Annotated in this window: 25 protein-coding genes; 6 read left to right on the top strand and 19 right to left on the bottom strand. The window is 32.7% G+C overall.

Annotated elements, in window-relative coordinates; all coding sequences use genetic code 11:
- Position 1: 1 nt before the first annotated feature.
- The 13 genes from BMY96_RS03740 to BMY96_RS03800 all read right to left on the bottom strand — a co-directional run bounded on the left by BMY96_RS03740 (position 2) and on the right by BMY96_RS03800 (position 12,783).
- Positions 2 to 1,462, bottom strand: a complete 1,461-nt coding sequence (locus tag BMY96_RS03740) for an oligosaccharide flippase family protein (RefSeq protein ID WP_092849265.1) — start codon at positions 1,460 to 1,462, stop codon at positions 2 to 4.
- 112 nt (positions 1,463 to 1,574) lie between these two features.
- Positions 1,575 to 2,435 (bottom strand): ATP synthase F1 subunit gamma, encoded by an 861-nt coding sequence (atpG, locus tag BMY96_RS03745; RefSeq protein ID WP_092849267.1) that lies wholly within the window; start codon positions 2,433 to 2,435, stop codon positions 1,575 to 1,577.
- 139 nt (positions 2,436 to 2,574) lie between these two features.
- Positions 2,575 to 4,155 (bottom strand): F0F1 ATP synthase subunit alpha, encoded by a 1,581-nt coding sequence (gene atpA, locus BMY96_RS03750; RefSeq protein WP_092849270.1) that lies wholly within the window; start codon positions 4,153 to 4,155, stop codon positions 2,575 to 2,577.
- A 28-nt stretch (positions 4,156 to 4,183) separates the two neighbouring features.
- Positions 4,184 to 4,720 carry an ATP synthase F1 subunit delta gene (atpH, locus tag BMY96_RS03755; RefSeq protein ID WP_092849274.1) on the bottom strand — a complete coding sequence of 179 codons (537 nt, stop codon included), beginning with the start codon at positions 4,718 to 4,720 and terminating at the stop codon, positions 4,184 to 4,186.
- A gap of 6 nt (positions 4,721 to 4,726) precedes the next feature.
- Positions 4,727 to 5,227 (bottom strand): F0F1 ATP synthase subunit B, encoded by a 501-nt coding sequence (locus BMY96_RS03760; protein WP_092849864.1) that lies wholly within the window; start codon positions 5,225 to 5,227, stop codon positions 4,727 to 4,729.
- Positions 5,228 to 5,327: 100 nt separating this feature from the next.
- On the bottom strand, positions 5,328 to 5,516 hold the full coding sequence (gene atpE, locus BMY96_RS03765) for an ATP synthase F0 subunit C (protein WP_004569351.1): 189 nt from the start codon (positions 5,514 to 5,516) through the stop codon (positions 5,328 to 5,330).
- 39 nt (positions 5,517 to 5,555) lie between these two features.
- Complete coding sequence (atpB, locus tag BMY96_RS03770; protein ID WP_092849277.1) at positions 5,556 to 6,662, bottom strand: F0F1 ATP synthase subunit A; 1,107 nt, start codon at positions 6,660 to 6,662, stop codon at positions 5,556 to 5,558.
- A gap of 116 nt (positions 6,663 to 6,778) precedes the next feature.
- Positions 6,779 to 7,150, bottom strand: a complete 372-nt coding sequence (locus BMY96_RS03775) for a DUF6168 family protein (RefSeq protein WP_092849280.1) — start codon at positions 7,148 to 7,150, stop codon at positions 6,779 to 6,781.
- Positions 7,150 to 7,404 (bottom strand): AtpZ/AtpI family protein, encoded by a 255-nt coding sequence (locus BMY96_RS16145; RefSeq protein ID WP_092849283.1) that lies wholly within the window; start codon positions 7,402 to 7,404, stop codon positions 7,150 to 7,152. The genes BMY96_RS03775 and BMY96_RS16145 overlap by 1 nt, the downstream gene beginning before the upstream one ends.
- Positions 7,349 to 7,780, bottom strand: coding sequence for a bactofilin family protein (locus BMY96_RS03785; RefSeq protein WP_092849285.1), 432 nt, complete (start codon positions 7,778 to 7,780; stop codon positions 7,349 to 7,351). Before BMY96_RS03785 ends, BMY96_RS16145 begins: the two co-directional genes overlap by 56 nt.
- Positions 7,781 to 7,794: 14 nt before the next feature.
- Entirely contained in the window at positions 7,795 to 10,353 is a 2,559-nt protein-coding gene (gene porW / locus BMY96_RS03790; protein ID WP_092849866.1) for a type IX secretion system periplasmic lipoprotein PorW/SprE, read from the bottom strand.
- A 221-nt stretch (positions 10,354 to 10,574) separates the two neighbouring features.
- Positions 10,575 to 11,282, bottom strand: coding sequence for an ABC transporter ATP-binding protein (locus BMY96_RS03795; protein WP_092849287.1), 708 nt, complete (start codon positions 11,280 to 11,282; stop codon positions 10,575 to 10,577).
- 22 nt (positions 11,283 to 11,304) lie between these two features.
- Positions 11,305 to 12,783, bottom strand: coding sequence for a DUF5687 family protein (locus BMY96_RS03800; RefSeq protein ID WP_092849289.1), 1,479 nt, complete (start codon positions 12,781 to 12,783; stop codon positions 11,305 to 11,307).
- Between the two features lie 194 nt (positions 12,784 to 12,977).
- Between BMY96_RS03800 and BMY96_RS03805 the strand changes: the two genes are divergently transcribed.
- A complete protein-coding gene (locus BMY96_RS03805; protein WP_092849292.1) occupies positions 12,978 to 14,036 on the top strand; it encodes a ferredoxin--NADP reductase in 1,059 nt (352 codons plus the stop codon).
- Between the two features lie 52 nt (positions 14,037 to 14,088).
- Here BMY96_RS03805 and BMY96_RS03810 read toward each other — a convergent pair whose 3' ends face one another.
- Together BMY96_RS03810 and BMY96_RS03815 are read right to left on the bottom strand one after the other, a co-directional pair.
- Complete coding sequence (locus BMY96_RS03810) at positions 14,089 to 15,087, bottom strand: glycosyltransferase family 9 protein (RefSeq protein WP_245750533.1); 999 nt, start codon at positions 15,085 to 15,087, stop codon at positions 14,089 to 14,091.
- 60 nt (positions 15,088 to 15,147) lie between these two features.
- Entirely contained in the window at positions 15,148 to 15,753 is a 606-nt protein-coding gene (locus tag BMY96_RS03815; protein WP_092849296.1) for a DUF4254 domain-containing protein, read from the bottom strand.
- Between the two features lie 135 nt (positions 15,754 to 15,888).
- Between BMY96_RS03815 and upp the strand changes: the two genes are divergently transcribed.
- Entirely contained in the window at positions 15,889 to 16,548 is a 660-nt protein-coding gene (upp, locus tag BMY96_RS03820) for a uracil phosphoribosyltransferase (protein ID WP_092849298.1), read from the top strand.
- On the opposite strand, the gene BMY96_RS03825 is transcribed toward upp, so the two are convergent.
- Positions 16,537 to 17,460 (bottom strand): DUF6427 family protein, encoded by a 924-nt coding sequence (locus BMY96_RS03825; protein ID WP_092849301.1) that lies wholly within the window; start codon positions 17,458 to 17,460, stop codon positions 16,537 to 16,539. The genes upp and BMY96_RS03825 overlap by 12 nt on opposite strands.
- Positions 17,461 to 17,533: 73 nt before the next feature.
- Here BMY96_RS03825 and BMY96_RS03830 point away from each other — a divergent pair, with 73 nt between their 5' ends.
- Positions 17,534 to 17,761: a DUF6341 family protein gene (locus BMY96_RS03830; protein WP_092849304.1), complete on the top strand. Its 228-nt coding sequence runs from the start codon at positions 17,534 to 17,536 to the stop codon at positions 17,759 to 17,761.
- On the opposite strand, the gene purD is transcribed toward BMY96_RS03830, so the two are convergent.
- Positions 17,756 to 19,027 (bottom strand): phosphoribosylamine--glycine ligase, encoded by a 1,272-nt coding sequence (gene purD / locus BMY96_RS03835; RefSeq protein WP_092849307.1) that lies wholly within the window; start codon positions 19,025 to 19,027, stop codon positions 17,756 to 17,758. The genes BMY96_RS03830 and purD overlap by 6 nt on opposite strands.
- A gap of 178 nt (positions 19,028 to 19,205) precedes the next feature.
- Here purD and BMY96_RS03840 point away from each other — a divergent pair, with 178 nt between their 5' ends.
- The 3 genes from BMY96_RS03840 to BMY96_RS03850 are packed head-to-tail and all read left to right on the top strand — an operon-like array spanning position 19,206 to position 22,778.
- Complete coding sequence (locus BMY96_RS03840; protein WP_092849310.1) at positions 19,206 to 20,525, top strand: phenylacetate--CoA ligase family protein; 1,320 nt, start codon at positions 19,206 to 19,208, stop codon at positions 20,523 to 20,525.
- Complete coding sequence (gene wecB, locus BMY96_RS03845; RefSeq protein WP_092849313.1) at positions 20,522 to 21,607, top strand: non-hydrolyzing UDP-N-acetylglucosamine 2-epimerase; 1,086 nt, start codon at positions 20,522 to 20,524, stop codon at positions 21,605 to 21,607. The genes BMY96_RS03840 and wecB overlap by 4 nt, the downstream gene beginning before the upstream one ends.
- 7 nt (positions 21,608 to 21,614) lie before the next feature.
- A complete protein-coding gene (locus tag BMY96_RS03850; protein ID WP_092849316.1) occupies positions 21,615 to 22,778 on the top strand; it encodes a glycosyltransferase family 4 protein in 1,164 nt (387 codons plus the stop codon).
- On the opposite strand, the gene BMY96_RS03855 is transcribed toward BMY96_RS03850, so the two are convergent.
- Both BMY96_RS03855 and BMY96_RS03860 read right to left on the bottom strand, forming a co-directional pair.
- The gene (locus tag BMY96_RS03855) at positions 22,775 to 24,127 is read right to left on the bottom strand and encodes an undecaprenyl-phosphate glucose phosphotransferase (RefSeq protein WP_092849319.1); all 1,353 of its coding nucleotides are present in this window, start codon (positions 24,125 to 24,127) and stop codon (positions 22,775 to 22,777) included. The two genes, BMY96_RS03850 and BMY96_RS03855, sit on opposite strands and share 4 nt — an antisense overlap.
- Positions 24,128 to 25,114, bottom strand: coding sequence for a UDP-glucuronic acid decarboxylase family protein (locus BMY96_RS03860; protein ID WP_092849322.1), 987 nt, complete (start codon positions 25,112 to 25,114; stop codon positions 24,128 to 24,130).
- Positions 25,115 to 25,697: the final 583 nt, after the last annotated feature.

Here is a 25,697-nt window from a genome sequence, read left to right on the forward strand (position 1 = left end):
GTTATCGTTTTAAAAGTTGTTTAATGACTTTCTGTTCAGCAAAATATACTATCGCCAAAAATACAATTAACATAGAAATTCCAACAATATATTGGCCTCTAAATTGATAAAAAGATACTAAAGACAGTGCTATGGATAGCCCTAAATACATAGCAATTTTATTAATGTTGTATGGAATAGGATAATATTTTCTACCAAAATAATACGACAATAACATCATAGACGCATAGGCTGCTAAAGTGGCTATAGCCGAACCTTTATAACTTAATATAGGTATTAACCAAAAGTTTAATACTAAGGTTAACACAGCGCCGAAAATAGATATATAGGCGCCAAACTTAGTTCTATCGGTAACTTTATACCAAACAGAAAGGTTATGATAAATACCTAAGCAAAAATTGGCTATTAAAATTACCGGAACAATCCACATGGCTTCCCAATACTCTTGATTGCCAATAAAAATAACTTTTAACACATCGGCAAAAACCACAACTGCCAGTAAAATAACAGATCCAAAAATGACAAAATACTCTAGTATAATGGCGTAATTTTTTTGTGGGTTTTCTGTTTTAGCATGACTAAAAAAGAAAGGCTCTACACCCAAACGATAAGCGGTAGCAAATAGCATCATAAACAACGCGAGCTTATAACACGCCGAATACATACCTATTTCTGTTTTGGCAATAGCTTCGGGTAATAATTTGTCTAATAAAATACGATCGAAACTTTCGTTTATGGAAAAGGCAACACCGGCAATTAAAACCGGAAAAGCGTACTGCATCATCTGTTTCCAAAGCACCTTGTTGAAAGTAAATTTAACCTTAAAGTAGAAAGGCATCATTAATACTAAAGTTACTGCACTGGCTACTAAATTGGCTATAAATATATAATTAACTTGATAGTTGGGTTTGTACAACGGCTCTAGTACAGCGTACTCTGATGCCAAATCTTTTAACCATAGCAGTAAAAACAGGTTTAAGCCTAAATTTATAACCACGTTTAGTATTTTAACAATAGCATACTTCATGGGTTTTGCATTGGCTCTTAACCATGCAAATGGAATAATTACCAAAGCATCTAATAACAGAATCCAAACCACTAGCTGGATGTATTCTACTTTAATATCTACAAAGTTGGAGATTTGGTTTTGAAACAGTAAAGCAAGAACAAAAAACCCAAAAGATGTTATGATTAGCGATATGGTAGAGGTGCCAATAACCTTTGCTTTATCGTCTTCCTTATTAAAAAACCTGAAAAATGCCGTTTCCATACCATAAGCTAAAATGACATTAAAGATTACGAAATAGGAAAATATTAAGGATACATCGCCATAATCGGCAACCGATTTTAGCACACTTTCATCGGTATGAAGGCGAACCAACAAGAAACTCAACATTCTGGGTAAGACCGTAGCTAACCCGTAAATAAATGTTTGTTTGAATAAAGATTTTAATCCGCTCAAAAAAAAATTGCTTATTTATAAGGTTAAAAATAGGGCTTTTAAACCAAAAAAACCTAACTCGTTAAAGTTAGGTTTTAGATTTTGTTAAGATTCCTGTCTTAGCAGGAATGTATTAATTATTTAAAGCTTCTGCACCACCAACAATCTCAAGGATTTCGTTAGTAATAGCAGCTTGACGTGCTTTGTTATAAGTTAATTTAAGTTGGTCTCTTAACTCGGTAGCATTATCGGTTGCTTTATGCATTGCCGTCATACGTGCACCGTGTTCAGAAGCAAAAGAATCTCTAAGCGCTTTGTACAATTGTGTTTTTAAAGACTTAGGTATTAACTCTTCTACAATTTCTAATTTTGATGGCTCAAAAATGTAATCTGCATTTACAACAACCTCACCTTCTACAGGTACGATTGGTAAAAATTGCTCGGTCATTACTATTTGAGTGGCAGCATTTTTGAATTTGTTATAAACTATTTCAATTTTATCAAACTCTCCAGCAACAAACGTCTCCATTAAACTTTCTGCAATTTCGGCAACATTTTCAAAACTTAAATTATCGAAAATCTCACTTTTATTGGCAATTACATTATTGGTTTTCTTAAAAGCATCGTTTGCTTTTTTACCAATAGCGAAATAAGAAACTTCTTGGTTTGCATAAGTTTCAGACGTTAATCTGTTAACTTCTTTTATAATGTTTGAATTAAATGCACCCGCTAAACCTCTATTAGAAGTAATTGCAACTATAAGTACTTTTTTTAATTCGCGTTGTTCAGAATATGCACTTCCAGAATCTGCATCTAAAGTTGCACTTAAACTTTGTAAAAGTTCGGTTAACTTATCAGCATAAGGACGCATTGCGGTAATAGCATCTTGCGCTTTCTTTAACTTTGCAGCCGATACCATTTTCATGGCACTGGTAATCTGCATCGTTGAAGATACCGATGATATTCTGTTACGTATTTCTTTAAGATTCGCCATTCTTTATTTTTATAAAGACTCTTAGCTACTTAGACTGCCATTTGAACAGGCTACACTTAGAGTGACATTAATTTTACACTTTAAATTTAAAGTTATGAGTTAGAAACGCTCTAAACTCATAACTTTAAACTCTCACTTTTTATGCTCTATATTTACCTGATAAATCTTTTGCTACAGCTGTTAATGTATCTGTAACTTCATCAGTTAATTTACCTGCTTTTAAAGTTGCTAAAACATCACTATGTTTAGCTTTTAAGAATTCGATAAAATCGCGTTCAAATTCTTTTACTTTCTCTACAGGAACATCTTTTAATAAGTTTTTAGATCCTGCGTAAATTATTGCAACTTGATCTTCAACAGTAAATGGATCGTTTTGAGCTTGTTTTAAGATCTCTACGTTACGCTTACCTTTATTAATTACGTTTAAAGTAACGGCATCTAAATCTGAACCAAACTTAGCGAAAGCTTCTAACTCACGGAATTGTGCTTGATCTAATTTTAAAGTACCAGATACTTTTTTCATTGATTTAATCTGAGCGTTACCACCAACACGAGATACAGAAATACCTACGTTAATTGCTGGACGTACACCAGAGTTAAATAAATCTCCATCTAAGAAAATCTGACCATCCGTAATAGAAATTACGTTTGTTGGAATATATGCCGAAACGTCTCCCGCTTGAGTTTCAATAATTGGTAAAGCTGTTAATGAACCACCACCTTTAACGATTGGCTTAAGCGACTCTGGTAAATCGTTCATTTCTTTAGCAATTGCATCGTTATTAATAACTTTTGCAGAACGTTCTAATAATCTTGAGTGTAAATAAAATACATCCCCAGGATATGCCTCACGTCCTGGTGGACGACGTAATAATAAAGATACCTCACGGTAAGCAACGGCTTGTTTTGATAAATCATCAAATACAATTAATGCTGGACGACCAGTATCTCTAAAATACTCTCCAATAGAAGCTCCTGTAAATGGTGCATAAACTTGCATTGCAGCAGGATCTGATGCATTTGCAGCTACTATAGTAGTATAAGCTAATGCGCCTTTTTCTTCTAATGTTTTAGCAATAAGTGCTACTGTTGAGGCTTTTTGACCTACAGCAACATATATACAATATACAGGCTCACCTGCATCGTAAAATTCTTTTTGATTAATAATGGTATCAATACAAACCGCTGTTTTACCAGTTTGTCTATCTCCAATTACCAACTCACGTTGACCTCTACCCACTGGAATCATAGCATCAATTGCTTTAATACCTGTTTGTAAAGGCTCGGTTACTGGCTCTCTATAGATAACACCAGGCGCTTTACGCTCTAATGGCATTTCGTAAGTTTCGCCTGTTATTGGTCCTTTACCATCAATAGGGTTACCTAAAGTATCAACAACACGACCAACAATACCTTCTCCAACTTTAATAGATGCAATACGAGAGGTACGTTTTACAGTAGATCCTTCTCTTACTCCAACAGAAGTACCTAACAATACGATACCTACGTTATCCTCTTCTAGGTTAAGTACAATACCTTCTAATCCGCCTTCGAATTCTACTAACTCACCATATTGCGCGTTAGCTAATCCGTAAGCACGAACAATACCGTCACCTACAGTTAATACAGTTCCTACTTCATCTAATGAAGCGCTAGCCTCAAAACCTGAAAGTTGTTTTTTTAAGATTGCTGATATTTCAGCTGGTTTTACTTCTGCCATCTTATTGTTTATTTAGACCTAAAAGATCTTAGTTTAATGTAAATTCTTGTTTTAACTTATTTAGCTGATTTGCAACACTTGCGTTGTATTGTGTATCACCTATGCGTAAAATGAAACCACCTAAAATGTTTTCATCTATAATATTTTCTACCTCAACATCTTTACCTGTAAGTTCTTTAGCTTTTGCTAAAACCTTCTTTTTTAAATCTGCTGTTAATTCTACTGCTGTAGTAACTGTTGCAATTTGAATACCTTTAGATTCATCAAATAACTGATTGTATTTTGAAGCTACATGCTGTAAAATAGAAATTCTGTTATTTGTACTTAATGTATTAATTAAATCTAAAGTGCTTTTATCAGACGATTTAAACACCTCTAATAAAACAGCTTTTTTATCTGAAGACGTTATCACAGGACTTTGAAGCATGTCGTTCAATTCTTTATTTCCTGCAACGGTATCAGCAATTAGCTTCATATCTGTGTTAACAACATCTGTTGTTTTTAGATCTGTAGCTAAACTTAATAATGCCTTTGCGTAACGTATTGCTGCTCTTGCTCCCGCCATTATAACTTAGTTTAATGATTTTTCACCCAACATCGTTTCAACCAATTGTAATTGCTTGTCTTTGTTAGATAATTCTGTACGCACTACTTTTTCCGCAATTTCTACTGATAAGTTAGCTACTTGCGATTTTAAATCTGCAATGGCTGCTTTCTTTTCAGATTCTATACTTGCTTGAGCTTGTGCTACTAATTTATTAGCAGTATCGTTAGCTTCAGTTTTAGCATCTTCGATAATCTTATTTTTCATATCGCGTGCTTCTTTAAGCATTTCCTCACGCTCTGCTCTAGCTTCTTTTAATAACCTTTGGTTATCTGCCTGAAGATTTTGCATTTCTAATTTTGCATTTTCAGCAGATTTTAAAGCATTTGCAATTCCTCCTTCTCTTTCATCAAGAGCATTAAGAATTGGTTTCCAAGCAAATTTTCTCATTAATAAAATAATAATTAATAAGATAACCGCTTGCATTACGAATAAGCCTACCGAAAAATCATTTAATAAAGTTTCCATACTATATAGATTACTTAACTTTTTTTGTTTAATTTTTTTTAAAACAGCTTCTGCAACCAACCGTTGCAGAATACTGTTTTATTTGTTTTTTAGGAAATTCTTATTTCCCTAAGATTAATGCACCGAATGCTAAACCTTCTAATAAGGCACCGATGATGATCATCGCAGTTTGAATTTTTCCAGCTGCTTCTGGTTGTCTAGCAATACCTTCCATTGCTTTTCCACCAATTTGACCTAATCCGATTCCTCCTCCGATTACGATTAATCCTGCTCCAATTAAATTGTACATAATAATTGTTTTTATAAATATTAATTAAACAAATTCTTGTTAGTGATGGTCATGTTCTTCAACTGCCATTCCTATAAATAACGATGATAACATCGTGAAAATAAACGCTTGTAAAAAGGCTACCAATATTTCGATAACCGATATAAATAATGCTAACACTAAAGACATACCTGTTGAAAGTGCTGGTCCAAAATCTTGCTTTAAAGTAATCATTAATGCTATTAAACTCATTACAACAAAGTGACCTGCCGTCATGTTTGCAAATAAACGCACTAATAAAGAGAAAGGCTTAATTAATACAAAACCAACCAACTCTATAACGGCAAGTATTGGTCTTAGTATTACTGGAACACCAGGCATCCATAAGGTGTGCGCCCAAAAATCTTTACTACCACTAAATAAATATATAACAGCCGTAAAAAGTGCTAAACAAACGGTTACTGCTATTTGTCCTGTAACGTTAAAACCTAGCGGTGTTAACCCTAATAAATTTAATATCCAGATAAAGAAAAATACGGTAAGTAAGAACCCCATAAATTTTCTGTATTTTTTATCGCCAATGTTTGGCTTAGCAATATCGTCTCTAACATAAATTACTAAAGGCTCTAAAACACGACCAAACCCAGTTGGTATTGGTCCTTTTTTGTAGCTTCTAGCCAAAGCAACAAATCCTAAAAACATTAACAAACCAGCTAATAACATACCAAATACACTTTTAGTAATAGAAAGATCTAAAACCTTGTGTGCGTTTGTTGCGTGATGGTCTTCATCGAAACTAACAGATGTTGCTCCGCTTTCTAACTCATATATTTTGCTGTGAATTTTTGTTAACTTAACACCACCTTTTTCTACAATTACATGACCTGCATCGTCGTGATGAAATGCAGAAGACATAAATGTTTTTAAACCTTCGCTTGTCCAAACAATAACAGGAAGTGGAAAACTGTAATGTGTTCCAGAAGCATTATTTGTAAATAAATGAAAATCGTGAGAATCCTTTAAGTGATGTGAAATGTATTCTTTAATTTCATCGGGGGTATCGATGGTGTTGCCTTGCGGGTTTTTGTCGCCGTTTGCAAAACCGTTAAAAGAAACTAAGAATAGTACTAGAAATTTTATAAACTTGATAGATTTTTTTGCCACCATTACGTCTTTACTAAATAATGAAATTTATGCTCTGTAAAATTTGTGCAAATGTACACAATAATTCATAATTGCAAACTCTTTTTTATATTAGTTTTTAATCCTTAAAAAACGACTAACTATTTATCGTTTAATAGTTTCCCTACAACAACCGCCTCAGCTATTAAAAACAAAAACAATGGCACAACCAAATTTATGCGTTCTGCCTGCGATAACACGACTTCATGAAATACACTTTTTTGGAAAATTAAAACAAATGCACCAATTTTTAAACACATCATCATAAGGTAAGCATAGCCTGCTTGGTTGGGTAATTTACTATAAACACCCTCCACTGTGGCATAGACCAAAACCGCACTTACCGCAAAAAACAGGTAAATATTTAGCAGAGAATAGGTTAAATTAAGATCTACTACGGCACTATGAACACCATAACCAAAGGCAAATAATAGCATAAACAATACCGCTACTAAAACTATTCGTTTAATCATTAAGAATTTTTATTGGTTATTTTAATAACTTGTTTTATTACCGAATAAATGGCAAAAAACACCGCCAGAAGAGATACTATTTTATAATAAAGTTGATTTTCGTTACCTAGTTTAACATCTAACCATGCACCCAGTTTACTACCTAAATAAATGGTTAAACCCATTTGAATAGCTATGGAAGAAAACCTAATATAAGGGTTAAGCTGTTTTCCCTGTTTTTGGTTTTCCTTCTGGTAGTTTTCCTTGTTGGCCATTATTTATATCTTTTCCTGCGCCTTTCATAACGCAAGTTACGTTAAACGTTGCTCCGGGTTCTACTGCTAATTTTCCTGCCACAACCTCGCCATCAATATGCGCAGAAGCTTTTAAGGTTAAGGTGCCAGATAATACTAATTTTCCGGAAAACTTGCCTTCAAAATAAGCATCGGTACCAGTTAAAGTACCTTCTATTACACCCGATTTACCAACAACCACTTTACCCGCAGTTTTAATATTTCCTTCAATACTGCCATCTATCCTTAAATCGCCTTGGCTTGTAAAGTCGCCAACCAATTGAGTACCTTTAGATATTATATTTTGACTTCCGTTGCTTTCTGTCATTTGTTTTACTTTTTTACTATCAGAGAACATAATGTGATTTAGGTTTAATTATTGTCGATATTCAAATAATCATCCAAATTTTTATGAATTTGTATAATTTGATAATTTGTAGATGATACTACAAAATAAGGGGTGTTAATTTTATATTGATCCTCTTCCGTTAGAAGCTGATTAAATGTTTGCGCTACTTGCTCGGTTTTTATACCATGTATTACCACAAATTTAGTGTCGGGATTATAAACATCTACCGATGCACTTAATTTATAATATTTTACATTGCCTAAAACCTCATCTAGCGTTTCTTTAAACCCAGAAATTGTTTCTTTTGGTGCGTTTTTAAATTGAAACACAACCTTATAGTTTTCTGGAATACTATCGCTTGCTTTAACAAATGCTTTACTTTCTAACTTTGGAAATATATTAGACTCTATATTTTGAGCCTGCTTACCTTCGGGTGTATTAGCATAGGTAATGGCTAAGTAATTTACGCCTTTTTTATAAGCCTCGAAACCATATAATCGACCAGAAGCTGTAGCTTTTAAAAGTTCGAATTTTGGTACCATAGCATCACCGTCAAAGGTTTTAATATACTCTTCGCTTTTAGAAATTACATCGGCGTATTCTTGATTTTCATGCTGAATGTACAAGGCTTCATACAAACTCTCCGGACTATTTTCATCGCGATCTGTAATTAACTCTGGATTTTTTAAAATCGTTGCGTATCTAGAATCGGGGTACGTATCAATAATTTGGTTTTTTGCAATTGCTGCCTCGGCATTTTCACCTAACAATTCATAAATTTTATATAAATTATATTTTGAAGGCAATATTAATCGTTCTTCAGGATTACTTTTTAATAGATCTTGAAATTTACTTTTTGCTAAACTATACTCTTTAAATTTTTCTTTATAGATCAATCCTAATTGATAATAGGCATAATTACGATCTTTAGAAATGCTATCTATTTCTTTTTCTGCTGAAGGAATTTTAGAAATATAAAACTGAGGGTCGAAACGTTCTTCATCTGAAGCAATATCGGCAATACTAACATTAGCGTTATTGGTTATATTATTTGATGCTCCTTTACTAGACCATCTCCAATTATCTTCTAACGGTCTGTCTCCCCAATACCTATTAAACTCATTTTTACCATACGATATGGTTGTTGGATTGTAAAAATAAAAAAGAGTTGATTCCTCTTTATTACCTACCCGATTAACTTGTACACCTCCAGGACTGCCTGCTGTTGCAAGCCCACTATTTCTATTGGCTGCTTCTAATTTTTCCTTTTCTTCTTCTGCCTTAATTTTTAAATCTTCAACAAAAGCCTCAAAATAAGTTAACCTTTCGGCTTCCGATAAATTTACTAAATGCAAAATACTATCGTTGGTTTTAGCTATGGCTTCGTAATAAATAACATCTTCTAAATTATCTCGTTTACGCTTTATAACACGGTAAGGTTTGGAGTTTAAAACTAAGTTGCTCATGGTGCTATCGTAATACTGACCTGCCTTGGCATATACCGAAGCATCAAAATTTATATCACCTAGTGTTTCGAAGCTTTTGGCTTTTAGTAGTTTATCGCGCGTGTCTGTGCGTAAAGATTTATTATAGTATGCAACAGCCAACGAGTCTGAACCATTTTGTAAATGGTATGCAGCTATTTGGTGGTAAATTTTATCTAAATATGGGCGATTTTCTCGGTTTTCTTCAAGCTCGGTTAGTAGTTCGGTTAATTCAAGCTTATCGCCATTTTCAAAATCGAAGTTTTTTATTTTTTCTAAATGTGCCGAAATTAAATAGATTCTTGGTGTTCTTCTGTTTAGTTCTATCACTTTATCGAAAGCAATATTAGCACTATCCTTATACCCTAACTGATTATATAACTGCCCTTGAATGAAACGGTACCGACCGCGCTCGTCGTTATTTTTTGTAGCTGTTGCAGCAATTTCTAATTGGGTAATAGCTGTGTCAATAACTTTTGTGTTAAGGAACGCTTGCGCTAAAATAGAACTAGCATCAGCTAAATCTTGCCCCTTTAAATCTTCTTGCTTTAAAAGACGCTTTAAGTTCTCGATAGCCAACTCGTTATTATCAAGTCTAATATTTGCTTTTTCTCGCCAAACTTTAGCTTGATTAATTTTATCGCTGGCAGGATATTTATATAAAATATAGTTTAAAGCTTCCAAAGCTGGTACGAAACGCTGATCGAAATATCGCGCTTTACCTAAAAGTAAGTAAGCTTCATCCATTTGCGGATTATGCTCCTTACCATCAATATTCATACTGTGTTTTTGAATAGCTTTTACTGCCTTTTCTTCGGCCCTAGAAAAATTTTCGTTTTTAGATTGCCCAGGAAGCACAATATCTTCAAAAATCTGCATGCGTTCTATGGGTAAAACCTCCCAATAGTTATCGAAATAGGCGTCGTTAAGTGCTTGCCTACCTTCTTCTAAAGCAATGTAACCGTTATAAAGCGCATTAAACTCTGCGGTAAGCGCATGAAAGTTTCTATTAATAAATTTATCTTTCTTTCTAGAACAACTAAATGCAATAAAAACAGTTAAAATAAGTAATAATATGGCTTTAGTAGGTGTTTTCAACGCTGGCATTTTTAGTCTAGATAATAACTATAAAGTCTTGCTATTATTATATATAGCGTGGTAAAAATAAGCATCTTTTTGGATTTAGCTATATATTGACACATAAAATGGTTGCGCAAAAACACGAATACCCTAAGTTAGGGCCTTAAAAAAGTTACTTTACATTTGAAAACCACCAATAACATTGGCCATAAATAATCTTGAAAATCTAGTATAAAAACTTATAGGACTTCGCTCCCCGAGAAATGAGCTTCCAACTCTTTTAAAGTCGCTGCGTTTGTTTCTAAATCTTTAACAATTTCGCCTTTTTCAAGCACAACAATACGCTCGCAAACATCGGTAACATGTAACAAATCATGACTAGAAACTAATACTGTTACACCTTGCTTTTCGGCGAGTTCTTTTATAATCGTTTTAAGCCTTATTTGCGTTGTAGGATCTAGATTTGCAAATGGCTCATCTAAAATAATAACTTCTGGATTGCCTATTAAAGCCGCAACTATTCCTGCCTTTTTCTGATTACCTTTGCTAAGGTCGCGCAAGTATTTTTTTTGTCCTAAAATTTCGCCATGAAAAAAATCTTTAAACTGTGCCACCAAAGCATCTACATCGGCTTTATTTTGTCCGCGTAATTCGCCAATAAAATAAAAATATTCTTCGGGCGTTAAGTAGCCTATTAAAAAGGTTTCGTCTATAAAAGCAGCAGTAAACGGCTTCCAATCTTCACTTTTATCCACCTGTACGTCGTTAATTTTAATGTGTCCAGTAGTTGGCTGGATTAAATCCAACAACAAACTAAAATAAGTGGTTTTTCCGGCACCATTATTTCCTACTAAACCAAAGCTTTGCCCCTTAGGAATATCTAAAGCATCTATACTTAACACTTGATTTCCGTTATATTTTTTTGATAAATTAGACGTTGTTATCATGATATTTAGTTTTTAAAACTTATTAGTTATCTTGATTGAAAGCATCAATCATTTTATATTTTGAATCTGTATATTTCTTAGTAATTAATTTCATTATTTTATGATGGAAAACAATACCAACCACACCTAAAATTATTAAAACCAAGCACGCTATTTCAAAACCTGTTAAAAAATATACTACAGCAAAAATTGCCATTGGTAAAAGCAATATAGGAATTCCTATTAGCCATTGTACTGCTCCAGTACCTTGGTAATTAAACGCCGCTTTTTCATTAAGGTTTATTTTTTTACGATTAAAGGAACCGCCTAATAAAATAACATGTGTATTTACACCTATATTATAAATAGCAGCCGCTAAATGCGCAAATAATACCTTCCAACCAAAATACACGTACGGAATGCCTAAAACGAATAAGATTAATACGCTTAAAGCCATTAAAGTGAATTTTGATTTTAAATATTGCTCGTATTTTAGGTTTTGGGTCATTAATAGTCCGTAATAACTACTATCCCAGGCAGGAACAAACTGGCCAAAATTCATTAAAAAAATACCAGAAGAAAAGACACCAACAAATATGTAAGACGGTGTCATGCTTAAAAATTGTGGATTAACGTAAAATACCAACCCATATAAAAGCCCAAAAACAACCATCCAAACTGTAGACTTAGTCCGTTTGTTTCGCCAAATTAATTTTAAATCCAATTGCAAAAACGGGGCAATATCTCCAAAGTTTTTAGTCCAATCCAAATTAGAAGCACTTACTTCCTTAATTTTTGTTTTTAATCCGCTATCTAAAAACAGGTTTTGTTTTAGTAATTTAAAATTGATCACATAACAAGCAAACAGAATTAATATGGGTACACAAATAAAAAGGGATTGATTGTAAATAGCATTAAAACCATTGCCAATAATTTCGTTAAAGGACACCAGATTAAAATAATTTAAGCCATACAACCCTCCTGCTAAAACTAAAATTGGCAGAAAGGACAACTCTCTTTCAGCAGAAAAACTTTCTATAATAAAATTTAAAAAATTAATAATAAGTACCACTATAATTAAAGCTAGCACCCACCCTAAAACTTGGCTTACGGGATAACCCTCAACTATTAAAGTAACACCAAACGGGATAATGGCAAATAAAGGCAGGGCATTAAAAAATGAAAACACCGATTTTCTTAACACATAATTTACAATCTTACTTCGTTTTATTGGAAGAATTAGTAAAGGCATAACGCTCATTACAGGTAGTTTTTGAAAGAAAAAACGAATTACCAAATCGCCTAAAACCCAATAAAAAAGAAAACTATTTACAATTAATAAAGGATCGCTGTCCGGAAAAAGCTTTTTAAGCGCAGGAAAAAGGCCAATACCCATCATTAAAAATACAGCTATTAAATACAGGCTTAAAAAGCCCATAAATATTTTAATACCTAAAGTTTTACCAAAGCTAGCCGACCTAAAAAAGGATTTCCATTCTAAACTTAAAAAACGCTTTATCATTTTTGGTGGTTTTAGTTTTTATAAATGTAAGTGTATCTATATATAAAATTGTTACAGACTTAAATTAATATTTTAATATAACACGCTTTAAGAAGGCTAGATTTTTGAACTAAAAGATAAACAAGCTTCACTTTTTATTGAAAAAAACACTTTTTATTTAAAGGCTTCCTTATTTTTGTTGAAAACAATTACCTATGTCATCATTTCATAAACTTTCAGTAAAAAATATAACAAGAGAAACAGATAAAGCGATTAGCATATCCTTTAATCTTCCTGATAATTTAAAGGAGGCTTTTACCTTTAAAGCAGGCCAATACATTACTCTAAAAACTGAAATAGATGGCAATGAAATACGCAGAGACTATTCACTGTGTGTATCTCCAAAAAGCGGCGAAATAAAAGTGGCTATTAAGGAGGTTAAAGAAGGTACTTTTTCGGCTTATGCCAATAACACTTTAAAAGTTGGCGATTCTATTGAAGTTGCTCCACCAAAAGGTCGATTTGTTTTTGAGCCAAACGACTCTAAAACTAAAAACATAGCCTTATTTGCAGCTGGGAGTGGTATTACACCCATTTTAAGTATTATTAAATGTGCTTTAGAAGAAGAAGTAAACAGCAAGGTTATTTTAGTTTACGGTAATAAAACAACCAAAGACACCATGTTTCTTAATGAGCTGCTAGAATTACAGCATGCGCATAAAGATCGTTTCTCTATTCAATTTGTATTTAGCCAGCAAGATGAAGACGATGCCATTTTTGGTAGAATTGAAAAAAGCACGGTTAATTATGTTATGAAAAACAAACATAAACATATTGAGGTTGATGCGTTTTACCTTTGTGGACCAGAAGCGATGATTCATACTGTAAAAGATGTACTAACAGAACACGATATTGATGAAAATCGCATTCATTTTGAACTTTTTAAAGCCGCAAAACCAGCAGAAGTTCAAGAAGAAATTACCTCAGCTAAAGGAAACACAAAAATTACGGTAACTGTTGACGATGAAACCACAACGTTTGATATGTCGCAAAAACAAACCATTCTTGAAGCTGCTTTAGATGAAGATTTAGATGCGCCTTATTCCTGCCAAGGTGGTATTTGCAGTAGCTGTTTAGCCCGTATTACCGAAGGTAACGCTACCATGAGACAAAACAATATTTTAACTGAAAGCGAAGTTGCCGAAGGTTTAATTTTAACGTGTCAAGCACATCCAACAACACCAACTATTACTGTCGATTTTGATGATGTTTAAACGCATCATCTATTAATCCAAAAAGTGCTTTAATTAGGATTGCTCCATGCTTTTAAAGTACGGAGACGATTTTTTCAACAACTGTTTTGGGCAAAATACTTCCGGCCGCTTCTTTATAATCACCAGGGTATTTGTTACCGTAAACCGAAGTTGGGATTAATGGATATTTCGCACCGTCGGCTAACAAAGCATACTCTTTAGGTTGATTAAAAGGTGCAAAACCAGCAAAAGGATGGGTAACACCCCAAATTGTAACGACCTTAACACCTAACATTGCTGCTATATGTGCATTTCCAGAATCCATAGAAAGCATGACATCTAAATTGGAAATAACATCCAATTCTTCATCAAGGGATAATTTACCTGCAAGATTGGTTGTATTATCAAAACTATTTTGGAAACCGTTAAGTATTTCAGACTCATATTTTCCGCCTCCAAACAAAATAATATTATGGTCTTTCGATAGCTTTTCTATTACCAATTCCATTAAGTTTAAAGGATACATTTTCCCTTCATGTGCTGCAAAAGGAGCAATTCCTACACTCTTTTTTAAAGGGTCTTTAATAAACTTTTTTAACTCGGGATTTAAGTCTATTTTTTTTGGAAAACTAGGTTTGCTTAAGTCTATTTTATACCCCAACGCGCCAAAAACATCGGCATAGCGTTGATGGGTTGTTTTAAGCTGTTTATTTAACTTTTTTGATGTTAAAAGTCGCTTTTCTTTTCGGCCTTTATCAATTGAAATGAAGCGTTTACAGGTAATAAAGTTTTTAAGAATTTTACTTCGCAGTACATTATGTAAATCGGCCACTACATAAAACTGTTTTTCATTTAAGGCTTTACCTAATTTATAGAGTCCAAAAACACCTTTATGCTCTCCTTTTACATCGGCCGAAAACACCTCAACACGATCTAAATCTCTAAAAAAAGGTATAAAAAACCCACGCGTTAATACGGTTACTTTAAGTTCGGGATGCTGTTGGGTTAAAGCTCTTAAAACGGGAACCGCCATAGCCACGTCTCCCATTGCCGAGAGACGAATAACTAGCATGTTTTTTTGTGGTTTTGGCATCTCAGCAATTGGGATGAGATTCCTGCCTACACAGGAATTTTATTTTTGCGAACGAAGTACCGGGTTTAGTTCATCGTCGTTGTACATTTTCATTTGCTTATACACTTTCATATACTTATCTCCTGCTTCAATATCGCTTAAAAGCGTATCAATTGCTGTTGATAAATCTACCCGTTGTTCTAACAAAATATCTAGCTTTTTCTGGCAAGCTGCTTTGTGTTCCGCGGAAGCGTCATTACGAGTTGCTTCCTCATTCATGTGATATACTTTTAATGCCAAAATAGATAACCTATCGACTCCCCAAGCTGGACTTTCGGTATTTATAGTTGCGTCTGGTTTTACCGTTACGTCTTTATATTTTTCTAGAAAATAGCTGTCAATATATTCCACCATATCAGTTCTATCTTGGTTTGAAGCATCAATTTTACGTTTTAATGTTAATGCTGCAACAGGATCTATTTGCGGATCGCGAATAATGTCTTCATAATGCCATTGCACCGTATCTATCCAACATTTTCTGTATAGTAAATGCTCTAATAAATCGCTTTCTGGATAAGGGTTTTCAAAAGGTTGATCTACGGTATTAATAATATGGTATTTCTCAATGACGTCTTGAAAAATTTTGTTAGCTTTATTTGTAAACATATTTAGTAAATTTTATGCTGCGAAATTACGTAATTTATCTAAGATTCTTAAATTTAAAAAATCGCCAAAATGGGTTGTTATTAAAGTTTTAATTGTGTTTCATTAACTTTACTATCAAAATCTAGATTTTCACTTATGACAATTCATAATTTATCACTTACCAACTCGGTTTTAAACACCTTTATTTCTCAAATAAGGTCCATTGATATTCAAAAGGATAGCATGCGTTTTAGAAGAAATATTGAGCGCATTGGAGAAATTTTGGGCTACGAAATGAGTAAAACTTTAAGTTTTAATACTGAAACAATTGAAACACCTCTAGGGCAAAACAACATAGACCTACCAACCAACAATATTGTATTGTGTTCTATTTTACGAGCCGGTGTACCGCTGCACAACGGATTACTTAATTATTTTGATAATGCTGAAAACGCTTTTATTTCGGCATACAGACACCACAAACACAACCCTGAAAGTTTTGAAATTATTGTAGAGTATTTAGCTTGCCCAAATTTAGAAGGTAAAACACTTATTCTTGCCGACCCTATGTTAGCTACAGGACAATCGATGTTAGCGACTTTTGAAGCTTTAAAGCCTTTTGGAACACCTAAAGACATTCATTTAATTAGTGTTATTGGGGCGCAAGAAGGTGTAGATTTTGTATCGCAACATTTTGATAAAAACACACATTTATGGATTGCTACTGTTGATGACACCTTAAACGACAAAGGTTACATTGTTCCTGGACTTGGAGACGCTGGCGATTTAGCTTTTGGCGAAAAACTACAGCAATAGCAGGACAAAAGGAAGCACAATTAACACACCTAAAAAGAGTTCCTTAAACCATTTGTCGGGTATAATTTCTATATAATTGGCTATTATTACCGCCAAAGGTGCAAACAAAAATAAAAACTCGCTCCCATTTTTTTCTGGAGCTATTATTACTACAATAAACCCTATTATTGCAGCTAAAATGATGGTTTTAAACGATACCCTAAATGCTTTTTTCTGCTTTTTTATATTGCTTAAATAAAACACAGAAGACCATATACCAAAGGATAGCAAGACTGTAATAGCAATTAAATATGACGCAGAATTATAATTACTAAAATCGTAACTTATTTCTGGAGACCAGTTAATGAGGTAAAAATAATTATCGAACAACACTATTGATGCACTACAACTAATAACCAAAACGGTAAGCACCCCCAAAAACGGGATTAACCAATGCCGAATATTATTATCGGTATATAGCACAAGTGACAGCAATATTATTGGAAAAAACAGAATAGACCAGAAATAAAAAAGCGCAGCTATTGCAATCCAAAATGCGGCATCAAAAAGTTTTTTCTTAATATTTCTAGGCGAACGCATACTCACTATGCGTCTTAACCCAAGTAAAACAAAAAAGTTTGAAAATAAAATATTACTGCTATTTGTTGTTTGCGTTATAAATAACAAAAAGAGACTAAACAAAAGGACTTCGTAACTGTTTCTGTTTGTTAATTGGTTTTTGTTAGTAATAAAATTTAAGAGCAAAATACAGGCATATACCACACAAATTAGTAGCGTTTGTTTTAATATATAACTACCGTTTAATGCATCGTTTACGGTGTAAAGTCTAGCATTTACAAAAGCTAAAAGCACTATAAAAAAAACAACAACAAAATATATTGGTTTAGATTTATTAAAAAAGCTTGTAATCATTAACTGTTTTTGTATTTTTGCTACGTAAATATACTAACTAAAAAATGGTTGGTAAATAATAAACAAACACAAAATGAAAGATTTCTTTAACGCAATACAAGATTTATTTGTTAATGTTCTTTTTGCTCCTATGGATGCTATAAGAGCATTAGAACTAGAAAATTGGTTTGCTGCAAATACAATTTCTTGGATTTTTATTATTATTTGTATTGTAGCTATGGTTTACTGGATGTTACAACTTAAAATATTTAGTGACAACAATGAAGAAGATAAAAGTATATCTTCTCATTCTTTCCTATAAATCGAATCCAATATCTTTACGATAATACATCTTATCAAAATGTAGTTTTTCTATACTTTGGTAAGATTTTTTTATGGCCTCTTGGTATGTGTTACCATACGAGGTTATAGCCATTACACGCCCACCAGAAGTTACTATTTTTCCATCTTTAATTTGCGCTCCTGCATGAAATGGAATAGAATCTTCTATAGTTTCTACCCCTGTAATTTCCTTGCCTTTTTCGTAAGCTTCAGGATAACCACCAGATACCGTCATTATTGTTGTGGCAGCACGCTCATCAATTTCAATGTCAATGTTGTTTAAAGTACCATGAGCCATGGCTTGTAAAATATCAACAAAATCATTTTTTAATCGTGGTAAAACAACTTCGGTTTCTGGGTCGCCCATACGTACATTGTACTCAATAACTTTAGGGTCGTCTCCAACTTTTATAAGTCCTATAAACACAAAACCAACATAAGGCAATTTATCCTTTTTAAAACCAGCAATTGTAGGTTTTACAATGCGCTCTTCAATTTTATTAAGAAACTCATCGGTAGCAAAAGGTACCGGAGAAACAGCTCCCATACCACCAGTATTTAATCCTGTATCGCCTTCGCCAATACGCTTATAATCTTTAGCTGTTGGTAAAATTTTATAATGCTCGCCATCGGTTAACACAAAACAACTTAACTCGATACCATCTAAAAACTCTTCAATAACTACTTTTGTGCTTGCCTCACCAAATTTGGCATCAACAAGCATACTTTTTAATTCAGCTTTAGCTTCATTAATATCATTTAAAATAACAACACCTTTACCTGCTGCTAATCCATCGGCCTTTAAAACATAAGGCGCATTTAAAGTCTCTAAAAATGCATAACCCTTTTCAACGGTTTCTTTAGTAAAACTTTCGTAAGCTGCAGTTGGTATATTATGGCGATATAAAAACTCTTTTGCAAACTCTTTACTTCCTTCTAACTCGGCAGCAGCCTTTTGTGGTCCAATAACAGAAACATGTTTAATGGCATCATCGTTTAAAAAGAAATCATGAACACCTTGCACTAGCGGGTCTTCTGGCCCAACAACCACTAAATCTATATGATTACTAAGAACTAGTTCCTTTATAGCCGGAAAATCTGTTACACCAATATTTACGTTTGTTGCTATTTCATTAGTCCCAGAATTTCCTGGTGCTACAAATAGTTTATCGCATTTTGGACTTTGAGCAATTTTCCAAGCAAATGTATGTTCTCTTCCTCCAGAACCAAGTATTAATATATTCATAATATAAGTTGTTTGCGCAAAAATAAAATTAATGCTTCTATTTCACGAATATTTTTTATTTACTTTACATAAAATTCTAACTTTAAATAATTGTGTTGCTAAAAGTGTACTTCGCTAAAGCATTTATAATTATTTTTGACTTTCGGGCATTATTAAATAATTCGGTATTCTTTTTAACTTGAATGTATTCGACTTTTCATTACAATTAAATGGCTTTCCTATAAAGGAGGCTAAACATGTATTAAAATCAATTCAAGATATAAACGAAAAAGATTATGCGGCACATATTGAGAGTAAAAAGCAAGATATAGTTACATTTCACCTTAAAAACAACCCGTATTATAGGTCGTTTATAAAAGATACAGACACCTCTAATTGGAACAACATTCCTGTTTTAACAAAACAAGATTTACAACAACCTTTAGAGGACCGACTTACAAAGCATTATACCAAGTTTGATATTTATATTAATAAAACATCAGGGTCGTCTGGAACGCCTTTTGTTTTTGCTAAAGATAAATTTAGTCATGCCTTAACTTGGGCTATTATTCAAAACCGTTTTGGTTGGTATAATTTAGATTTTAACACCTCTAAACAAGCTCGTTTTTATGGTATTCCTTTAGATAAAAAAGGGTATTACAAAGAACGTTTTAAGGATAAACTTAGTAGTAGATTTCGGTTTTCGGTATTCGATTTAAGCGAGTCGGCTTTCGAAAAACACCTTCAAAAATTTAAAAAAACCCCTTTCGAATATCTTAATGGGTATACAAGTTCAATTGTGCAATTTGCCAAATTTCTTAAACTTAAAAACCTGGTTTTAAAAACCATTTGCCCAACATTAAAAGTCTGTGTTGTTACCTCCGAAATGTTATTTGAAGACGATAGAAAACTCATGGAAACTCAATTTGGAGTGCCAATAATTAACGAATATGGCGCTTCGGAACTAGATTTAATTGCCTTTGAAAACCCCAACGGAAACTGGCAAGTTAATAGCGAATCTCTTTATGTTGAAATTCTTGATGATAATAATTCTGTTTTGCCTTACGGCGAAGAAGGCCGCATTGTAATAACATCGCTTTACAATAAAGCACACCCATTTATTAGATATGATATTGGCGATGTTGGGATCCTATCAAAAAACAGCACGACTAAAACACCTATTCTTGAAAAACTAGTAGGGCGAACAAATGATATTGCTATTTTAGCAAGCGGAAAAAAGGCCGCTGGATTAACATTTTATTACATTACAAAAAGTATTATTGAAGATGATGGCAATGTAAAAGAGTTTATAATTGAACAACATAAACTTAATTCTTTTAAGATTCTTTATGTAAGCTCCAAACCCCTTTTGGAAGAAAAAATTAAAATGATAACCACCCAAATGGAAAATTACCTTGAAAAAGGACTCCATTTAACCTTTGAAAGGCAAGATCAATTAGTTAGATCAAAAAGTGGTAAATTGAAGCAGTTTACATCCTACTTAAACCAAAATATATGAATGTTACTATAGTTGCAGGTGCCAGACCAAACTTTATGAAAATCGCGCCTATTATTGAAGCTATTAAAAACAAGAAAAATAAAGGCTTTAATATTAATTATAGACTTGTACATACGGGGCAACATTACGATAAAAACTTAAGTGGCACCTTTTTTGAAGAATTAAACATACCGCTACCCGACAGTAATTTAGAAGTAAAAAGCGGTACTCAAGCAGAACAAACTGCAGCCATAATGATTGGTTTTGAAAACGAACTCGTGGTAAACAAGTGCGATTTAGTAATGGTTGTTGGCGATGTTACCTCAACTATGGCTTGTACAATAGTTGCTAAAAAAGCAGGCATTAAAGTAGCCCATGTTGAGGCAGGAATTCGGTCGGGGGATATGCTAATGCCCGAAGAAATTAATAGAATTGTTACTGATAGTTTAACCGATTATTTTTTTACAACGTCCACTTATGCGAATAAAAACCTAAGCGCATTAGGTGTTCCAGACTCCAAAGTGTTTTTTGTTGGAAACGTTATGATTGATACGCTGTTAAAAAATAAGAGTAGATTTACAAAACCAAACCTTTGGGATGAATTTAATTTATCTGAAAAGAAGTATATGGTTATGACGCTTCATAGACCTAGCAATGTTGATGAAGAACGGCAATTAAAAAGGCTAATTACACAAATTGTAACTTTAGGAAAAGATTATCCTATTATTTTCCCGGTGCACCCTAGAACTAAAAAGCTTTTAAGCAATCTTAATTTAAAGTTTAATAACTTGCACTATGTAAATCCATTAGGGTATTTAGAATTTAATTATTTGGTTAAAAATGCTATGGCGGTTATAACAGATTCTGGCGGTATTACCGAAGAAACCACTGTTATGAATGTGCCGTGTATAACTTTGCGAGATAGCACGGAACGCCCAGAAACTTGCGATATTGGAACAAATATTTTAGTTGGTAGCGACCCAAAAGAAATAAAAAATGCTTTTAATATTCTATTCTCTGGAACATGGAAACAAGGCGTAACCCCCGATTTATGGGATGGTAATGCCGCAAAGCGCATAGTGCACCATCTAGTATCAATTTAAAGCTGAGATGAAAGACCTACTTATCATAACAAACTATTATCCTCCAGAAACGGGAGCTGCATCAAATCGTATCTTTCATTTATCTCAAGGCTTACAAAAATACAATTTTAATGTATCCGTTTTAACACCCTTACCAAATTACCCTAAAGGCAGGGTGTTTGAGGGCTATAGGGGCCGATTTAAGCAGACTTCTATTGAAAACGATATAACCATCCATAGACTGTGGATTTACGCTAGTAACTCTAAAAACAAACTACTGCGCCTTATAGCCATGTTATCTTATAGCTTAAGTTTGATTTGGTTTTTTATTTGGAACAAAATTCCTAAAACGGTAATTATACAGTCGCCACCTTTACTTGTGGCTTTTACATCTGTTCTATTTTTACGCTCTAAAAAAAGAAAACTCATTTTAAATGTTAGCGATTTATGGCCACTTGCTGCATTAGAGTTAGGTGCCTTAAAAAAGAACTTTGGCTATAAAATACTAGAAAAAATAGAGCGTTTTAATTATAGACATGCCGACTTAATTCTAGGACAAAGTGATGAGATACTAGCTCATGTAAGCTCTATATACAAACATAAAAACAGCTTACTATACCGCAACTACCCCTATTTTAAAGCACCTTTACCAACTTACAAAACACAAACTTCAGATAAACTAAAAATAGTATATGCGGGCTTACTAGGTATTGCCCAAGGTATTTTAAAGCTATGTAAAGAACTTGACTACTCTAAAATTCAATTTCATATTTATGGCGCCGGAGCGGAACAACTTGCCATTCAATACTTAATAAAAAACAACACAGAACTTGATATTATTTATCATGGCGAAGTTTCTAGGCAAAAACTGCATAGCGTTTTAACGCAATACGACGTAACCATAATTCCCTTACTTAATAGAATTTATGGTTCAGTACCGTCTAAAATATTTGAATATGCACGCTTAGGAATGCCTATGCTTTATTTTGGTGGAGGTGAAGGTGAAACTGTAATTAATAAATATGAACTTGGTTGGGTAGCTAACGCTAGTGATTATACTGAGTTAAATACAGTAATATCGAATTTAGATAAAACCAAATTAGCTCTAGAAAACAGAATTAAAATACAAAAGACAGCCTTAAACTGTTTTGATTTTAATAAACAGTTAAAACAATTAATTGAAATTATTTAGTAAGCTTTCTCTTCGCCTTTAATAGCGTTGGTAAATGTTTGGATAGCGATTTTAATATCTAATAACAACGACCAGTTTTCAATATAAAAGATATCGTACTTTACACGGTTAATAATATCTTTATCCGTCTCTATCTCACCTCTAAACCCACTAACTTGAGCCAAACCTGTAATACCCGGTTTTACAAAATGACGCACCATAAACTTATCTATACGTTGTGCGTACATATTGGTATGACTTACCATGTGTGGTCTTGGTCCAACAACCGACATATCACCAAATAACACATTAAAAAATTGAGGTAATTCATCTATACTTGTTTTTCTAATAAAGGCTCCCATTTTGGTAATTCTTAAATCACCTTTAGTTGCTTGAGATAAATGTGCATTCTTATTAGGCGTCATAGACCTAAACTTATAACAATCAAACTCTTTGTAATTAAAACCATTTCTAGACTGTTTAAAAAACACAGGCCCTTTAGATTCTAACTTAATTAATAAAGCTATAATTGGTGTTAACCACGATAGTACAAAAACGATAATGAACAACGAAAACAAAATATCAAAAAGCCTTTTAACAATCTTATTTACAGATTCTTGAAGTGGTATGGCGCGAAGAGACAAAATTGGTATATAATCATAGTACTCATACTTGAGTTTTTTAGAATATATCTCTTTATTATCTGGTATAAACTTAAGTTCTCGTAAATTATTATCAGCAAAATCAATTAACCTATTAATTTGCTTATTAGATAATTCTGAAACAGAAAAATAAATTTCATCAATACTATTCTCTATTATATAATTAAAGCAATTATCTAAAGAGAAGTCTTTATCCTTAACACTAAATTTAGCTTTAAACTTATACCCATAATCTAACCTCGTATTAAATGTTTTAATAAGTTGTCTAGCTTTATCATTACTTCCAATTACAATAACCTTTCTATTATTACCTCTTAAAACTGTTCTATATTTTTTTAACAGAAAAGTGGCAAAAAATTTAAATATAGAAATTAATAAAAAAACACATAATAAATAGTTTCCTAAAGCTAACCGACTAACATTTGGTTGTTTAAAAAACCCAATAAATGCGTAAAGTACTATAGTAAAAAGTATTATTTGCTTAAATAAAAGTGGAACGATTTGAATTATGCGAGTATGTCTTTGCACTTCATAAAAATGATTTTTAAGCGCAAGTATAACCCATGAAGCTGAAATGTACAAACAAAAAATATAAGTGTCTTTTATATTTATATCATAATAAAAAACAGTCATATTTATTATGACTAAATCTACAAAACCAAATAAAGGCTTAATTAGGCTAGAATATCTTCCTTTTTTATAATCCACTTATTTTTTTATATGTTCTTTAAAATTTTTATGTTCGCTCTTAAATAGCTCTTCTTGGGATAAAGACTTAAAATATTCAAAAGTTATTTTCATGCCTTCACCTCTATTAACTTTAGGTTCCCAATTTAGTACTTTTTTTGCTAATGTAATATCAGGTTGTCTTTGCAAAGGATCATCTTGGGGTAAATTTTTATAAATAACTTTTTGTTTTGTTCCGGTAAGCGATATTATCTCCTCTGCGAAGTCTTTTATTGTAATTTCGTTTGGGTTACCAATATTTACTGGATTTGAATAATCGCTTAATAATAGTCTGTAAATTCCTTCTACTTGATCGTCTACATAACAAAAAGATCGTGTTTGAAGTCCATCTCCAAAAACAGTTAAATTCTCTCCTCTTAGGGCTTGTCCTAAAAAAGCTGGAATAACGCGTCCGTCATTTAGGCGCATTCTAGGGCCATAAGTGTTAAATATACGTGCAATTCGTGTTTCTAAACCATGAAATCTATGGTATGCCATAGTTATAGATTCTTGAAAGCGTTTGGCTTCATCATAAACTCCTCTTGGCCCAATAGTATTAACGTTTCCGTAATAATCTTCTGTTTGTGGGTGTACTAAGGGGTCTCCATAAACTTCGGATGTTGAAGCAATAAGCATACGTGCTTTTTTAGCTTTGGCTAACCCTAAAAGATTATGTGTACCCAAAGCACCAACTTTTAAAGTTTGAATTGGTATTTTTAAATAATCGATTGGGCTTGCGGGTGATGCAAAATGTAAAATGTAATCTAAATTAGCTTCTATGTTTATAAAATTTGTTACATCATGTTTTACAAGTTGAAAATTTGATAATTGCAATAAATGCTCAATGTTTTTTTTATCTCCGGTAATAAAATTATCCATTCCAATAACATAAAAACCTTCTTTAATAAATCGATCACAGAGGTGCGATCCTAAAAAGCCTGCTGCTCCAGTTATTAGTATTTTTTTCATTTAAAAAATTTGGTTTTTATATTTAAAAAACTTCTGGATAAATAAGCCTCTTTTTCTTTAGTTTTTAACAAAAATAGGCATGTCATAAATATAAAAGTGTTTACTGGAAAGTAAAAAAAATTTCCTGCAAAAAACATCATGGTAGTAACTGTAAAAAAATAAATTTTACTAACCCGACTATCACAACACTCCCTATAAATATTAACCATTATCACTCCATAAATAATAAGCCCAAAAAGTCCAAAAAATAAAAAAACATCTACAAACTCTAATTCGCAACGAAATATACTTAAATCTTTACAGCCAAAAATAACATTAAAATTTGTAGTTGATATATCACTAAAAACCTTAATTAAATGCTTATCTCTTATTGAAGCTAATGCTGTTAACAAACCTTCTTGCTCAATAATTCTTTTAAATATTGGTGTGTTCAAAAATAAAAATAAAACAAACAATGTAGCTACTAGTAAAAAGATTATTTTTTTTATCACATGTTTTTTATCAATAAAAAGTAAGTAACCTAGAAAAAAAACAAAAATGCCTAAAATTAAAACCTTTACGCCAATCATTAAACATGAAAATA

It is taken from the genome of Algibacter pectinivorans (assembly GCF_900112595.1).
GTDB lineage: Bacteria > Bacteroidota > Bacteroidia > Flavobacteriales > Flavobacteriaceae > Algibacter_B > Algibacter_B pectinivorans.